The sequence below is a fragment of the Trichococcus alkaliphilus genome, assembly GCF_003008695.1.
Lineage (GTDB): Bacteria > Bacillota > Bacilli > Lactobacillales > Aerococcaceae > Trichococcus > Trichococcus alkaliphilus.
The window spans coordinates 232,559-247,085 of the sequence record NZ_PXZT01000001.1 but is presented as its reverse complement, the minus strand read 5'-3'; the positions used below and the strand labels follow the sequence as shown (position 1 = coordinate 247,085).

At 44.4% G+C, this 14,527-nt stretch carries 13 protein-coding genes; 12 read left to right on the top strand and 1 reads right to left on the bottom strand.

Annotated features, from left to right (window positions below; all coding sequences use genetic code 11):
- The first annotated feature begins 70 nt into the window (after positions 1-70).
- From pnp to cls, 6 genes are all read left to right on the top strand, one after another.
- Positions 71-2,179 carry a polyribonucleotide nucleotidyltransferase gene (pnp, locus tag C7R73_RS01095; RefSeq protein WP_106448733.1) on the top strand — a complete coding sequence of 703 codons (2,109 nt, stop codon included), beginning with the start codon at positions 71-73 and terminating at the stop codon, positions 2,177-2,179.
- Between the two features lie 480 nt (positions 2,180-2,659).
- The gene (gene citX, locus C7R73_RS01090; protein ID WP_161525836.1) at positions 2,660-3,223 is read left to right on the top strand and encodes a citrate lyase holo-[acyl-carrier protein] synthase; all 564 of its coding nucleotides are present in this window, start codon (positions 2,660-2,662) and stop codon (positions 3,221-3,223) included.
- A gap of 235 nt (positions 3,224-3,458) precedes the next feature.
- Positions 3,459-4,499: an aspartate-semialdehyde dehydrogenase gene (locus tag C7R73_RS01085; RefSeq protein WP_106448731.1), complete on the top strand. Its 1,041-nt coding sequence runs from the start codon at positions 3,459-3,461 to the stop codon at positions 4,497-4,499.
- A 385-nt stretch (positions 4,500-4,884) separates the two neighbouring features.
- Complete coding sequence (locus C7R73_RS01080) at positions 4,885-6,564, top strand: ribonuclease J (protein ID WP_106448730.1); 1,680 nt, start codon at positions 4,885-4,887, stop codon at positions 6,562-6,564.
- A gap of 60 nt (positions 6,565-6,624) precedes the next feature.
- Positions 6,625-7,227, top strand: a complete 603-nt coding sequence (locus C7R73_RS01075) for an energy-coupled thiamine transporter ThiT (protein ID WP_161525835.1) — start codon at positions 6,625-6,627, stop codon at positions 7,225-7,227.
- Between the two features lie 120 nt (positions 7,228-7,347).
- On the top strand, positions 7,348-8,796 hold the full coding sequence (cls, locus tag C7R73_RS01070; RefSeq protein WP_106448728.1) for a cardiolipin synthase: 1,449 nt from the start codon (positions 7,348-7,350) through the stop codon (positions 8,794-8,796).
- Between the two features lie 100 nt (positions 8,797-8,896).
- On the opposite strand, the gene C7R73_RS01065 is transcribed toward cls, so the two are convergent.
- Complete coding sequence (locus C7R73_RS01065) at positions 8,897-9,241, bottom strand: hypothetical protein (RefSeq protein WP_106448727.1); 345 nt, start codon at positions 9,239-9,241, stop codon at positions 8,897-8,899.
- Between the two features lie 535 nt (positions 9,242-9,776).
- Between C7R73_RS01065 and C7R73_RS01060 the strand changes: the two genes are divergently transcribed.
- From C7R73_RS01060 to C7R73_RS01035, 6 genes are read left to right on the top strand one after another with little or no spacing between them, the layout of a single operon-like run.
- Positions 9,777-10,097: a hypothetical protein gene (locus C7R73_RS01060; protein ID WP_106448726.1), complete on the top strand. Its 321-nt coding sequence runs from the start codon at positions 9,777-9,779 to the stop codon at positions 10,095-10,097.
- On the top strand, positions 10,084-12,048 hold the full coding sequence (locus C7R73_RS01055) for a V-type ATP synthase subunit I (protein ID WP_106448725.1): 1,965 nt from the start codon (positions 10,084-10,086) through the stop codon (positions 12,046-12,048). The genes C7R73_RS01060 and C7R73_RS01055 overlap by 14 nt, the downstream gene beginning before the upstream one ends.
- Before the next feature lie 28 nt (positions 12,049-12,076).
- Complete coding sequence (locus C7R73_RS01050) at positions 12,077-12,553, top strand: V-type ATP synthase subunit K (RefSeq protein WP_414718253.1); 477 nt, start codon at positions 12,077-12,079, stop codon at positions 12,551-12,553.
- 50 nt (positions 12,554-12,603) lie between these two features.
- On the top strand, positions 12,604-13,194 hold the full coding sequence (locus C7R73_RS01045; protein ID WP_106448723.1) for a V-type ATP synthase subunit E: 591 nt from the start codon (positions 12,604-12,606) through the stop codon (positions 13,192-13,194).
- A gap of 12 nt (positions 13,195-13,206) precedes the next feature.
- Positions 13,207-14,214, top strand: coding sequence for a V-type ATPase subunit (locus tag C7R73_RS01040; RefSeq protein WP_106448722.1), 1,008 nt, complete (start codon positions 13,207-13,209; stop codon positions 14,212-14,214).
- Positions 14,204-14,515 carry a V-type ATP synthase subunit F gene (locus C7R73_RS01035; RefSeq protein ID WP_086985312.1) on the top strand — a complete coding sequence of 104 codons (312 nt, stop codon included), beginning with the start codon at positions 14,204-14,206 and terminating at the stop codon, positions 14,513-14,515. The genes C7R73_RS01040 and C7R73_RS01035 overlap by 11 nt, the downstream gene beginning before the upstream one ends.
- Positions 14,516-14,527: the final 12 nt, after the last annotated feature.

The window sequence follows — 14,527 nt, the reverse complement described above, 5'->3', positions numbered from 1 at the left end:
TAGTCATCAGTAGGTTGACATTTGTTTAGTAGTTGGTAGATGGGAAGCATCGCAAAAGGAGAATGATAACATGTCAGAAAAAAAAGTGTTCCAAATGGACTGGGCAGGTCGTTTGCTGCAAGTCGAAATCGGCCAATTGGCTAAGCAAGCCAACGGTGCGGTATTGGTGAGATACGGAGATACCGTTGTGTTGACGGCTGCTGTAGGTTCAAGAGAACCAAAAGATACCGATTTCTTCCCATTGACTGTGAACTATGAAGAAAAAATGTATTCAGTCGGTAAAATACCTGGAGGATTCATCAAGCGTGAAGGCCGCCCAAGTGAAAACGCAACGTTGACGGCTCGTTTGATCGACCGTCCGATCCGCCCGATGTTCCCTGAAGGATTCCGCAACGAAGTACAGATCACAAACGTTGTCATGTCCGTTGAACAGGATTGCGCACCTGAAATGGCTGCAATGTTCGGTTCCTCTTTGGCTTTGGCGATTTCCGACATTCCGTTCTATGGACCGATCGCTGGTGTCAATGTTGGCCGCGTGGATGGCGAATATGTTTTGAATCCAACCGCTCCACAGAATGAAGCATCCGATATCGAATTGACCGTTGCCGGTTCGAAAATTGCCATCAACATGGTTGAGAGCAGTGCTGCAATGGTTAATGAAGAAGATATGCTTGGGGCATTGATGTTCGGCCACAAAGCGATCCAGGAATTATGCGATTTCCAAGATAAAATCGTAGCCGAAATCGGCAAGGAAAAAATGACAGTCAAACTTTTATCTTTGAATCCTGAACTTGTAGCTGAAGTTACCGCTGCTTATGGCGAAAAAATGACGGCAGCCATCATGACAGAAGAGAAATTGGCTCGTGAAGCTGCTATTGAAGATGTGAAAGCAGAAGCAATCGTGTTCTTCAACGAAAAGTATCTGGATGACGCCAACTTTGCAAAAATCTCCAAAGAAGTCCGCCAAATCGTGGAAGACATGGAAAAAGACGAAGTGCGCCGTTTGATCACAGTCGATAAAATCCGTCCTGACGGCCGTAAAATCGACGAAATCCGTTCATTGGCTTCAGAAATCGGTTTGTTGCCGCGCGTACACGGTTCCGGCTTGTTCACGCGTGGACAGACGCAAGCATTGTCCACTTGTACATTGGCTCCGCTGGGCGAACATCAGATCATCGATGGCTTGGGCCTGGTTGACAGTAAACGATTCATCCACCATTACAACTTCCCGCAATTCTCGGTCGGCAGCACCGGCAGAGCAGGAAGCCCTGGACGCCGCGAAATCGGCCATGGTGCTTTGGGGGAACGCGCATTGAAACAAGTCATCCCGACTGAAGCCGAGTTCCCTTACACAATCCGTTTGGTATCGGAAGTATTGGAATCCAACGGGTCCTCTTCACAAGCAAGCATCTGCGCTAGCACGCTGGCAATGATGGATGCGGGTGTACCGATCAAAGCACCAGTAGCGGGTATCGCGATGGGCTTAGTGATGGAAGGCGAAAATTACACAGTCTTGACGGACATCCAAGGACTTGAAGACCACTTGGGCGACATGGACTTCAAAGTTGCCGGAACAAGCGAAGGCATCACTGCCTTGCAGATGGACATCAAAATCCAAGGGATCACAGAACAAATCCTGACTGAAGCATTGATGCAAGCGAAAAAAGCACGGATGGAAATCCTTGCTGAGCTGACAAGCACGATTGCAGCTCCTCGCGAAGAATTGTCCCAATACGCTCCGAAGATCGAAATGATGCAAATCAAACCTGATAAGATCAAAGTCGTCATCGGTAAGGGTGGAGATACGATCAACAGCATCATCGAAGAAACCGGCGTGAAGATCGACATCGATCAAGACGGTAACGTGAGCATCGCTTCAGCTGACACTGCAATGATTGCCCGCGCTAAACAAATCATCGAAGAGTTGACACACGAAGTGAAGGTCGGCGAAATATACGAAGGTACTGTAAAACGCATCGAAAAATTCGGCGCATTCGTCGGAATCACAAAAGGCAAAGACGGTATGGTCCATATCTCCGAATTGGCTAACGAACGTGTCAAAGAAGTCGAAGATGTCCTGGCTATCGGCGACAAAGTCAAAGTCAAGGTCATCGAAGTCGATAGACAAGGCAGAATCAATCTTTCCCGTAAAGCACTATTGACTAAAGAAGAAAAATAATCTGCTTTTAACAGCATAATACTGTCCGCAAAGAACAGGCATAACCTTCACAAAAAGGCGATGTCTGTTCTTTTTGCTGGTGGTAGCTAAGGTCCGCGCCCGTAAGAAAGCTTGCCAAAATTATTCTAATAATCCTGACAAATAGAGTAATATTGATTAATAATAGATTTTAATATTAAATCAATGAATTTTTTCCATAAAAGCGTTATTATAGTGTAAAGAGAAACAAATTTTTACGGCTACATTTTATGAATATATTTTCCGATTATATCGTCCTTGTTAATGTAAGCGCTTTAAATGTTTTTGTGGTTTCATTATTCATTTGTGTGCAATCAGCAACAACGTCAAATAATGGCTCCAATTTCGCCTCCAGGACTCTTTTGCAGCAAAGTTGTGGACATTGCGAAGCTTCCATGTAAGCTTTTGTAACAAATAATGGTATTATCAGAGAACAAAATAAAACAGTAAAGGATGAGTGCAATGGTGCCAGAATCTATTTTCTCGCAAGGTCAAATGCCGACGCTCAAGGAAGTGTTAGCCTCAAGGGAACAACGTGCCTTTTTTGAAGAGGAAATCAGCAAAACGAACGCAAACCAGACGTTGATTTCCCTTAAATGCAATATTCCTGGACCAGTCAAATATAATGCCATCGTAAGGCAGATTTCTGAAATCGGCATCCAAGAAGTCAAAAATGCGATCCAAACAAATAAATGGAAAGTCACCTATGAAAAGTTGATGGATTTGGATACAGGTCCGGAATACTTTGTTGTCGTCGATACCTATCCGACTGCCGTGAAGCAAGCCGCCATAATGATAGAAGACGGTAGTTTGCTCGGCCAGCTGTTCACGATCAGCGTGTTTTATCTGGAAGAAGGCAAGATGATCGAGGTGCAGCGAATGGAAATAGGCTATGAACCGAGAACGTGCATGATTTGTGGGGATGAAGCATTCGAATGCGAAAATGCGAATGTGCACAGCAGGGAAGAAATCCAGAAAAAAATCGAATCCATTCTGCAGGAGGACGGAAGAGTCCGTTTGGATTAATAAACCTGATTCTTTATTGCATCCAGAAAATCAGCAAAACCATCGGCAACAACAAAATAGTCTACATTAAGCATTCCAAACAGAGAGCCCGGGCGGGTTTTCTGCTTGGAATGTTTTTTCCGATAATCAAAAAATAGATTAAAAAATTCTAATAAAGTATGGTAAAATGCTTAAGTGAAGGATATCCAAATCCTAAAAAAATAGATAGTACAGAAAATGAATGAGTGAGGGATCAATGATGAAAGAGTATAATGTTGCCATTGTAGGTGCTACGGGTGCTGTTGGAGAAAAAATGCTGGGCTTGTTGGAGGATGCTTCTTTTCCGATAAAAAGTTTGAAATTGTTGGCTTCTAAACGGTCTGTAGGCAAAGTGAAGACTTTCCGCGGACAGGAACTGCAGATTGAAGAAACGACTGATGACTCATTTGAAGGCATCGATATTGCCTTATTCAGCGCTGGGGGCGGCATCACGAAACAATTCTCCCCCGCAGCCATCAAAGCTGGAGCCATAGTCATCGACAATACGAGTGCTTTTCGTATGGATCCGGAAACGCCATTGGTTGTTCCTGAAGTGAATCCGGAAGACTTGCGCAAACACAAAGGGTTGATCGCTAACCCGAACTGCTCCACTATTCAGATGGTGGTGGCTTTGCAACCGATCCGCGAAAAATTTGGTCTGGATCGCGTCATCGTTTCCACGTACCAAGCGGTAAGCGGAGCCGGACTGCATGCTTTGGAAGAATTGAAAGCTCAAACCCAAGCTGTCCTGAACGGTGAAGAGCCGGTTGCGAATATTTTACCTTGTGGCGGCGATAAGAAGCATTTCCCGATCGCGTTCAACGCATTACCGCAAATCGATGTGTTCAGCGAAGGCGGCTACACGTATGAAGAGTGGAAAATGATCAATGAAACCAAAAAAATCATGGGCGACCAGGACATCAAAGTCTCTGCAACCTGTGTGCGTATCCCTGTAATGTCCGGACACTCGGAATCCGTCTATTTTGAAGTGGACGACAAAAACGTTTCTGTCGCAGATATCTGGGAAGTGTTGAAGGATGCTCCAGGAGTTGTGCTTCAGGATGACACAGCTAATCAAGTTTATCCTACCGCCCGTGAATCAGTCGGAAAGAATGAAACATTTGTCGGACGTATCCGTAAGGATGTGGATGTCGACAATGGTTTCCATATGTGGGTTGTTTCCGATAACCTGTTGAAGGGCGCTGCTTGGAACTCTGTGCAGATCGCTGAAAAAATGATCGAAATGGGCCTGCTTTAGAATTTTTGAATACACGGATAAGCAAGTCCGCGTCAAATTGAATAATCGGATATGACAGTACCTGTCAAAGGATGGACCGGGAATGGTGTTTGCTGAAAACATCGTTCCTGGTCCGTTCCTTTTGGCAGGTCTTTTTTGCACTTTCAGAAAACCGGAACAGAAACTGAAGCAAATGCTACAATTTTGCCGATAATCATGTATAATATAACAGAGAGGATATCGGTCACGTTTAGCCGGATGCGAAGAAAACGCATTCGCTTGTAGACCCTGAAGGCAGTTCGGCAAAGCAGCAGTGCTGATTTTCAGGGACGAAAATACGGAGAAAGGCATTCAAACGATCAGTATAGATAACAGCATAGAAAGCTGAAAAATAAGAGGTGGTACAATGAGTAAAGTAAGAATAATTTCTCTCGGAGGTGTGAGAGAAAGCGGTAAAAACATGTATTTGGTGGAAGTGGACGATTTAATTTTTGTATTGGATTGCGGTCTGCTCTATCCGGAAAACGAATTGTTGGGAATTGATGTTGTCATCCCTGATTTCACTTACCTGGAGGAAAACAAAAATAAGATAGCAGGTATTTTCCTGACGCATGGCCATGCGGATGCTGTAGGAGCATTGCCTTATTTATTGCAGAATATCGATGCACCCGTGTTCGGTACAGGTTTGACGATCGCGTTGGCTAAACTGGCTGTTGAGTCAACCGGATTGGCTACAGGCTTTGAGGATTACCACGTCATCGATGAGAACACTGAAATTGAATTTGAGAATACCAGCGTCCGGTTCTTCAGAACCACGCATACCATCCCTGATTCTGTAGGGATCTGTGTGAAGACGGAAGAAGGCAGTGTCGTCTATACTGGTGACTTCAAGTTTGATCAAAGCGCATCCCCGATGTATCGGACCGATTACGGCAAAATTACGGATATCGGCGAAGGCAAAGTATTGGCGCTATTGAGCGATTCCGGAGATGCCGAATCAACTACAGAAAATGTCAGCGACCGTAAGATTGAGGAAGAGATGCTCGACACCTTCATCAATGCTGAGGGACGCATTATCGTGTCTTGTGTCGCAAGCAATATTTTGCGCATTCAGCAAGTTTTTGATGTCGCTCTCCAAGCTAACCGTAAAATCTTTTTGACAGGTCCGACTTTGGTTGAGACTGTCGATGTCGCCATGAAACTAGGAAAACTAGTCTTGCCGACTCCTGATCTGCTTGTGAATGTCAAAAACATCAATGATTACCGTGATGGTCAAGTCTTGGTTCTGGAAACCGGCAACAGCGGGGAACCTTTGGAAGCATTGCAGCGGATGTCCAAAGGCAGACACAAGCAAGTGAATCTTAAAGAGGGCGATTTGGTTTACATCACGACTACGCCTTCCACAGCTATGGAAACAACAGTCGCAAAAACCAAGAATTTGATCTATCGCGCCGGTGCCTCCGTGCGGGAGATATCCGGAACATACAAAGCATCCGGACATGCTTCGCCGAACGATCTGAAATTGATGATCAACCTGCTTAGACCTACGTATTTCGTGCCTGTCCAAGGCGAGTACCGGATGCAGGCTGCACATGCCCAGTTGGCGAATGAAGTCGGCATCCCGTTCAAAAACATATTCATCCCCGGCAAAGGAGACGTCATCGAATATGCAAAAGGACGTATGCATATGACGGGACAAGTCCCAGCCGGAAATGTACTGATCGATGGGATCGGGGTTGGCGATATCGGCAATATTGTCTTGCGCGACCGCAAACTGTTGTCGGAAGACGGCATCTTCGTTGTCGTTGTGACGATCTCCAGAAGATTGAACAAAATTTTGTCGGGTCCGGAAATCGTTTCGCGCGGATTCGTCTACATGAAAGCGAGCGAAGAGCTTGTCAAGGAAAGTTCGAATATCGTCCGGGAAGTAGTGGAAGACAATCTGCATACGAAAGATTTTGATTGGGCCAAGTTAAAACAAGAGATACGTGATTCGTTGAGCCGTTATCTTTTTGAAAAGACGAAGCGCAAACCGGTCATTTTACCGATCATCATGGAAGCATCCAATTATCAGAAGAAGAGCTGATGCCCGTTTGCCGGAAAGGCAATGAAACGGCTCGTTGTTGAAAAGGAGAGATTCATCTTTATGGGTTCTAATAGTACGAAGGCTTGGATCGAGGCAGCTCTGTTTGCTGTCCTCGCAATCGCCTTGGCATTTGTGGCCATGCCATTTGGAGAATACACCATTGTTTTAGCTTTGTTACCATTGCTTTTCGTTTCCCTCCGCAGAGGAATCTTGCTTGGACTGGTTTCAGGAACACTGACCGGCCTCGCTTTGTTTGCGCTGAAAGGAGAGGGGACGGATGTTGCCGCAGATATCCTGACCCAAGCGGCACCGTTCGTTTTCGTGGGCATCGCTGGTTTTTTCGCGAAATTCACGCAACGCACATTGAACAATAAACGTTTCCCGAATGCAGCCTTGAATGTAGTGACGGCATCCTTTTTCGGAACGCTTGTCTATTTTGTTTGGGCGCTGATTTCGGACATATTCCTCAGCGAGGAAGCAGTTCCTGCTGGTGTTTCTGCCTTTGCACATTTTCTTCCGGGGCAGGCGCTATCATTTGCGGCAACTTTTGCCGTAAGCGCAGTCGTTCTGGTGTTAATTGCGAAATTCGCTCCTAAAGCATACATTCCAAAAGGCAGCCGTTTCCTGAGCAGAAAAGAAAAATCGAAACTATTAAATGATTAAAAAATAGAAGACGAAGGACGGATTTTAATTATCCGGACTTCGTCTTTCTGTTTTTGTGGGCTCGTGTGCTATCATTAGTGGGTAACATGTTTTGTCATTATGTTGATTTGGAGTGGTTATATGAGTATTTGGTCAATGATATTTACGGCAGTCATCATTTTAAATACAATCGGTGCGATCATCACCGTCTTTAAAGAAAAAAGAGACGTCGCTGCCACTTGGGCATGGTTGCTGACTTTAAACCTGCTGCCGGTGGCGGGTTTCATCATCTATCTCTTTATAGGGAAAAAGATGTCAAAAGAAAACATCTATGATATGCGCACGCAAAAAAGCTTGGGGATGTCCCAGTTGGCGAAGGTTCAGATTGAGATGCTGGAGGATGAAGATCTGGCGCAAGGTTTGGTCGAAACCGATTATGCACAAAAAACAGCTATCCTGTTCCTGGAAAGTGATGAATCCATTTTGACTAAGGGGAACAAACTAGAAATATTCAAGACCGGTGAAGGTGTCTTTGATGCGCTCGTTCAGGACATTTACAAAGCTGAAGATCATGTGCATATGCTTTATTACACTTTTCGCTCAGACGAGTTGGGTAAACGCATTCTGGCGGCTTTGGAAGACAGGGCAGCAGCCGGTGTGGAGGTTCTGGTCGTTTACGACGCGATGGGTTGCAGAGGGAATGATGCAAAATTTTTCAATAACCTTGAAAAATTAGGCGGAAAGACGGAAGTTTTTTTTGGGTCAAAAATACCTTTCGTCAATTTGCGGATGAATTATCGTAATCACCGCAAAATAATGGTGGTGGACGCCAAAGTTGCTTACCTTGGCGGTTTCAATATCGGCGACGAGTATCTGGGGAAAGGGGAACTCGGTGAATGGCGGGACACGCATATGAAGATAGAAGGCAATGCGGTCCTGACGCTTCAAAGCCGTTTCTTCATGGATTGGAATGCAGTTGCCAAAGAAAAGAATCGCAAAGATTATGCCGAGGCCTATTTCCCGATTGCCGATAAAAAAGGCGATACAGCCATGCAGATTGTGGCAAGCGGGCCGGATGACGAAGATCAGACCATCAAAATGGGTTTCCTGAAGATGATCAGCCAAGCCAAAGAATCGATCTACATACAGACGCCTTATTTTATACCTGACGAGAGTCTGCACGAAATGCTCAAAATCGCGGCCTTATCCGGTGTAAGCGTCAAAATCATGATCCCTTCGAAGCCGGATCATCCTTTCGTCTATCGGGCAACGGAATATTTTGCCAAAGACATCATAGAGTACGGTGCTGAAGTCTATATGTACCAGAACGGTTTCCTGCATTCAAAGGTGATGGTGGTCGACGATGAAATTGTATCGTTAGGCACGGCAAATATGGATGTACGCAGCTTCAAACTGAATTTTGAGATCAATGCCTTTATTTATGATCGTGAAGTGGCTGCAGAATTGATCGCGAATTTTGAAGAAGATCAGGAAAAGTGCATACGCGCAACCCATGATTACTTCGCGAAACAATCGAAGGGCCGGAAATTCAAGCAGGCTTTTTCCAGATTGCTGTCGCCGATACTTTAGGGAATTGAAATGAAAAAAGGAGTACAAGTCACCCCGTCTTTAGCGGCATGCCTTGTACTCCTCTTTTTTTGTCAATGAATATTCCATCAGCTGATGGGAATCAACCAAGTTGGATGGCCAATATTTGGCTGATGTTCAGCAAGTAAGTCACTTTTTTGTCGGCGGTTGTGAACATGACTTGTCTTTTCGGGGTTACGCAGGAATTGAAGGTGCCCCAGACCAGTGTTCTTGTATATGATTTCGGTCCCTGTTTTTCTTCGATCACAACATAAACAGGGGTGTGATTTTCAAAGGCTTGATTAGCGAAACGGACAACCTGATGAATCGGCATCACTTTATCCAGGATGGCTTCATTGATGGATTGGACGGATGATAGTGGGCGCAGGTATGATTTTTTGGTAGGAGTTTCATTATTATTGGATACCGGATAGATGTAGTTTTGCATGTTGGTTCCTCCGAACGTGTGTTTGTCTTGTATCCCTATTATAAGAACATCTGTTCTTTTTTGCAAGCTATTTATTTTGCGCTCAAGAAAATTTCAGGACAGCAGGCTTGCAACTCAGCCTGCTGTTTTGTTGTTTCGACCGCAAATGGCCCAAAAATTCCTCTTTATCAAGTAAAGTAGAGGCATCGAAAGAATGTGTTAGCCACATATTATTTTTGAAGGAGGAAAAAAGATACTGACATTACTTCGAGGAATCACCGTAAAAAAAGGCCATAAAAGAGACTCCCCAAGGATGGCTTGCATTCATGCATGCTTCTTGGGGAGTTTTGTTCACAAAATGTTCATTTTAATATTTTGAAAGAATTTAAGAAAGTTTCTTCCTATTAATGAAACTGCGGTGGTTGCTGAAAACGCTGAAAATGGCGTTCAATTAGATTTGAACGGCCTTTACATTAACTGTATAATGAAATTACTGATTGGAAAAAAGATTTTTTTCCGAAGGAGAATCAAATGAGGGACGGAGGTGGAATGAAAGATGCAAATATTTGATGAAGTAAAAAAGATTGAGCAGGAAGCAACGGATCTGGAATTGGATTATCAGAACAAACTGCGCAAACTGGAACAGAACACGCAAGATAAAATAGGCGAAATGAAAAGGAATATCGAAAAAGAATTAGCTACTTTTCAATCCGAAGAACTTGCGAAAAAATCAGAGCAACTGGCAATTCTCAAGAACGCTTCCGCAGAAAGTGAAAAATCGGAAATCGAGAAGTTGCAGACTCGGTTCGAAGCGAAAGAAGAAGAACTTGTGAATGCCGTAATTGGGGAGGTGATGAGGAAATATGGCAATCGCTAAAATGAAAAAAATTACTCTCATTTCTTTTCACGAAAAAAAAGAGCAGCTGTTGACGGCTATCCAGACATTGCAAAGCTTAGAAGTCATCGATTTGCCTGCTGCAAAAGAAAATTTGCAATCCTTGTCGCCTAAAGAACGAGAGTCAATTGAACAAAGCATCAAGAAGACCGAAAGTTATCTGGAAAATGTTACGGAAGCCTTATCTTTCTTGAAGTCGTATCTGAAAAAAGAGTCTTTGGTCAAGCAGTATACAACCCCGAGACAATCCTTGTCTTTGGAAGAACTGGAAAAGGCTGTGAGTGAATTTTCTTCGGACAATGTCATGGATAAAGTTTTGGGTCTGAAAGCCGAACAGAAGAAACTCGAAGATGCCAAGAAACATCTGTATGAACAAGAGGACTTTCTGCTTTTATGGAAAAAATTGTCATTCAATCCGAGGGACACAGCAGCATTTGAACATATCGCGGTCAAAGTGGGCACGATTCCTCAGACGCTCTCCAACGATTACATCACCAATGTGACTTCCAATCCCTTGGTCTATACGGAAGAAATCTTCCAAAACAAAGATTCATTTGGAGCGGTGATTTTCTATGATCCATCACAAATAAAGGATGTAAACGCTTTGTTGGACAGCAACCATTTCCAACCATTAGCCTATGAGTTTGATTTGCCTCCTGCAGAGGCATTGACAGATGTTCAGAGCCGGATTCAAGATAACCATGAAGCGCGCACGCAGTTGCTGACTGACCTTTCCGACATGAAAGCGGAAGAGTGGCAGTTAATGCTACTGTCCGAGTTTTATTATGCAAAATTGCAGCGGATCAAAAGCCAGCAATTGCTGGTCAATGAGAAACATCTCTTCGTCATCCAAGGCTGGCTTGAGGAAGACAAAGTCAAAGAAATCAGGCAGGCATTGACTGAGACTGTGTCGGAAAATGAATACGCATTGACGGTTGATGATGTTGATGGTTCGGATGTTTCAGAAATTCCAACCGTTTTGAAGAACAATAAGTGGATCACTCCTTTCGAAAATATCACTGCCATGTACAGTTTGCCGAAATATGATGAAATTGATCCAACGCCACTATTGACACCTTTCTATCTTTTGTTCTTTGGAATGATGATTGCGGATGTCGGATACGGTTTGTTGCTCCTTATCGGAACATTACTGGCATTGAAGTTCTTGAACTTCAACAAAAACATGCGCACCAATCTGCTCTTCTTTCACATCCTGTCTTATCCATCCATTTTGTGGGGACTGGTCTACGGCTCTTTCTTCGGACTGGAATTGCCGTTTGTGCTCTTGTCAACGAGCAACGACGCCAATACGATTCTGTTGATATCGGTTGTGTTCGGTGTCGTTCAGATTATGTTCGGTCTGGGAATCAAGACATATTTATCCTTGCGCGACAAAGATCCGCTAGGTGCGATTTCCGGAAGCATCGGCTGGCTGGGGATTTTTGTGGGCCTCATCTTCATCCTGTTCGGGAAGATGCTATTCCCGAGCCAAGTGCTTGTGACAGTCGGAGCAGCCGTCGCCATCACTAGCGCGGTCGCAATCGTGCTTGCTACAGCTATGGCATCGGAAAACAAAGCGTTGGGTGCAGGCGCCGGGTTATATAATCTTTATGGAATCACAAGCTATATCGGCGACATAGTTAGTTATACCCGCCTGATGGCCTTAGGCGTATCCGGGGGCAGTATAGCGGTAGCCTTTAATATGATCATCGATTTTATGCCAATATGGGCAAGATTTACTATCGGTGCAGTATTGTTTGTTTTGTTGCACACCATCAACTTCGGTTTGTCCATGCTGAGTGCCTATGTGCACGGAGCTCGTCTTGCTTTTGTCGAATTTTTCGGCAAGTTTTACGAGGGCGGCGGGAGAGCGTTGAAGCCGTTGAAGACAGAAGAGAAATACATTGACTTAAAAAATAAAAAAGAAGCTTAACTATCGGAGGAATTATAAAATGGAAAATATGACATGGTTACAATATTTCATCGACAATAACGGAGGTATGATGTTCGCGGCTTTAGGCGTCGCTTTAGCGGTCGGAATGGCTGGAACGGGTTCGGCAAAAGGAGTCGGTATGTGTGGTGAAGCCGCTGCTGCATTGATCAAGGAACAACCGGAGAAATTCGGTAAATCATTGATCCTGCAACTATTGCCAGGTACGCAAGGGTTGTACGGTTTCGTTATCGGATTCCTGATTTATCTGCAAATGGCTCCTGAAATGACTGTTGCACAAGGATTGTACTATCTGATGGCCGGTCTTCCGATCGCAATCACTGGTTTGACTTCAGGTATCGCGCAAGGCCGTGTATCTACAGCAGGTCTGCAGATCTTGGCTAAGCGAGAAGAGCACAACACAAAAGGGATCATCTATGCTGCCATGGTTGAAACGTATGCGATCCTAGGATTCGTTACATCATTCTTGTTGGTATTGAACGCTTAATTCTCAAAAGCTCCAGAAGAATGAAAGAAATAGTAAGGAGATGAGAAAGCGTGAAAGATCTACAATCCTTGTCTGAACAGATCCTGAATAAGACAAAAGCAAAAGGACAAAGCAAGCTGGAGGATGCTGAAAAAATTTCTGTCGCAAAGATAGAAGAGAGCAGATTGACTCTGGTTGAACAACAAAAGGCGCGCAAAGCTGCCATTTTGAAAAAAGTTGCCAACGATTTTGATCGTGAGCAACAAACATTGAAGAATAAAGAGCGCAATGCTGTTTTGAAAGAGAAACAGGTCATCCTGAAATCGGTCTTCCAGCAAGCTTTAGAAAAAATGAACACGTGGGATGAAACCCATTTTGCGCAATTCCTGAACGGGGTGCTTGCTCAGGCTGGCGATTCGAAAGCCTACAGCATTGTTCCGGGCGCAAAATCGGTCGCTCACTTTAAGGGGAAAGAGCTGCAGCAGCTGTTGGTCAAATACCCCGCTGTCAAGATTTCTGAGGAGTCCATTCCGAATAAAGCCGGATTCATCCTTCAGGAAGGCGGAGTCGACTACAACTATTGCTTCGATGATCTGATCGAAGATGTAAAGAACGACTTTGCAGCGGAACTGGCGATTTTAGCATTCCAAGACGAAAAGTAAAGGAGGGGCACTATGCAAGAGATTGATTACAAAGGCGTCAATACGACACTTCGCACCTACGAATTAAAACTATTGGCGGAAGCGGATTACGATCGGATGCTGAAAGCCTCTTCTTTAAAAGATGCCTTGGATGTTCTGAAAGGTACCGGTTATGAGTTTGACGAGAAAGAAACACTGGTGAATAAAAATTTCGAAGGTTTTCTCATGAAACACCTGGCGGAAGTCTATCAGGACTTGTTCAGCATCACGCCGGTTGCTGAAATTGTGGAATTATTCGCGTTGCGCTATACCTATCACAACCTTAAAGTGTTGTTGAAACAACGTTTTTCGGGTGAAAATCTGGAGCAACTGTTGATTCCTATCGGCAAATATTCCATAGCCAGTCTGAAGAAATTGGTCGAAACCGGCGACGGCAACGATGAACATCCGATTCTGATAGAGGGGGTTCAAGAGGCGATCCGCGATTTCGATGAAGGTCATCGCATCGAAGCGGCCACTATCTTTATGGACACTTACTATTTCAGACATCTGCGCTCCATCGGCGATAAAATCCAACATCCGAGCATCACGAAAATGGTGGATGGCATGATTGACCTCTATAATCTTTCGACCATGATCCGAAGCCTGAAACAAAGTAAGCCCCGCGGTTTTCTCTATACGGTCCTATCCAGTTCAGGTTCGATTTCGAAACGTGATTTGATCGAAGAATCAATCAACGGACCAAGCGCGGTCATGCGCAAGCATTATTTCAGCAAAGAATACGGCACGCGCTTATCTAATATGATTTCTGAGACAACAAATGAAGTGGACACACAGAAGCTGGATAAACTCGTGGATGAACTGACCCATGAATTGGTTGCGGAAGGCTTGTACCAACCATTTGGTCCGATTCCCTTGCTGGGTTACTTGTTTGCCAAAGAGAAGGAAGTCACCAATATCCGCTTGATTTTGGTGGGCAAAGACAATCAGATAGATGAACAAATATTGAGAGAGAGGATGCGACCTGTATATGGCTCATAATATTGCAGTTGTGGGAGATAAAGATTCCATCCTACCTTTTAAGATTTTGGGCTTCGCAGTATTTGCATGCCATAATGCCCAGACTGCCCGTGAAACGGTAGATCGCCTGGCGATGGAGAATTATGGAATCATTTATCTGACGGAAGAAATGGCAAAAGAAATACCTGATACAGTGAGCAGGTATGACAGCAGCGTCCAACCAGCCATCATCCTGATTCCGAACCATAAAGGGACGTTGAATATCGGGAAAAGCCGCATTCAGGAGAATGTGGAAAAAGCAGTTGGACAGAATATCTTATAATTTGGAGGGGAC

Coding starts and splice junctions, on each gene's coding strand:
- C7R73_RS01080 (WP_106448730.1), top strand. CDS start 4,885: ATGAGTAAAGTAAGAATAATTTCTCTCGGAGGTGTGAGAGAAAGCGGT.
- cls (WP_106448728.1), top strand. CDS start 7,348: ATGAGTATTTGGTCAATGATATTTACGGCAGTCATCATTTTAAATACA.
- C7R73_RS01035 (WP_086985312.1), top strand. CDS start 14,204: ATGGCTCATAATATTGCAGTTGTGGGAGATAAAGATTCCATCCTACCT.
- C7R73_RS01085 (WP_106448731.1), top strand. CDS start 3,459: ATGATGAAAGAGTATAATGTTGCCATTGTAGGTGCTACGGGTGCTGTT.
- C7R73_RS01075 (WP_161525835.1), top strand. CDS start 6,625: ATGGGTTCTAATAGTACGAAGGCTTGGATCGAGGCAGCTCTGTTTGCT.
- C7R73_RS01060 (WP_106448726.1), top strand. CDS start 9,777: ATGCAAATATTTGATGAAGTAAAAAAGATTGAGCAGGAAGCAACGGAT.
- C7R73_RS01050 (WP_414718253.1), top strand. CDS start 12,077: ATGACATGGTTACAATATTTCATCGACAATAACGGAGGTATGATGTTC.
- pnp (WP_106448733.1), top strand. CDS start 71: ATGTCAGAAAAAAAAGTGTTCCAAATGGACTGGGCAGGTCGTTTGCTG.
- C7R73_RS01040 (WP_106448722.1), top strand. CDS start 13,207: ATGCAAGAGATTGATTACAAAGGCGTCAATACGACACTTCGCACCTAC.
- C7R73_RS01065 (WP_106448727.1), bottom strand. CDS start 9,241: ATGCAAAACTACATCTATCCGGTATCCAATAATAATGAAACTCCTACC.
- C7R73_RS01055 (WP_106448725.1), top strand. CDS start 10,084: ATGGCAATCGCTAAAATGAAAAAAATTACTCTCATTTCTTTTCACGAA.
- citX (WP_161525836.1), top strand. CDS start 2,660: ATGGTGCCAGAATCTATTTTCTCGCAAGGTCAAATGCCGACGCTCAAG.